A 350-nucleotide genomic window follows, 5' to 3' on the forward strand; every position below is an offset into this window, starting at 1 on the left:
AAACGTTCGTAAAGCTCCACGATTTTATCAAGCGGATTAAAGGTACAATGCTGGTTATTGTTATCAATCTGACCAAATGCACCGTTGCTATTGTCATGAAAATTATTGAAATAGTTGATCATATTTTCTTCTGAAAAGTTCTTTATTGCTTCCGGCGTAACACCAAGAGCTTTTGCTACTTCTGCAAGCTTTTCGTCGTCTATCGTCTCACTGTTTTCCATTATAGAAACAGCTTGTTGGTTGGTACCTAAAGCCTGTGCCAACGCTTCCTGCTTCATGTCTCTCAGTTCACGGATACGGCTAATTTTTCGTCCTATATGACTTGGTTTTGCTAGTGTGCTCATAATTCA

At 39.1% G+C, this 350-nt stretch carries 1 protein-coding gene; it reads right to left on the reverse strand.

Annotated features, from left to right (window positions below; translation table 11 throughout):
• Positions 1-344, reverse strand: a 344-nt coding sequence (locus tag GJU43_RS22770) for a helix-turn-helix domain-containing protein (protein ID WP_154344190.1), incomplete at its 3' end; no start/stop codon positions are given.
• Positions 345-350: the final 6 nt, after the last annotated feature.

It is taken from the genome of Flavobacterium sp. LC2016-23 (assembly GCF_009674775.1).
Lineage (GTDB): Bacteria > Bacteroidota > Bacteroidia > Flavobacteriales > Flavobacteriaceae > Flavobacterium.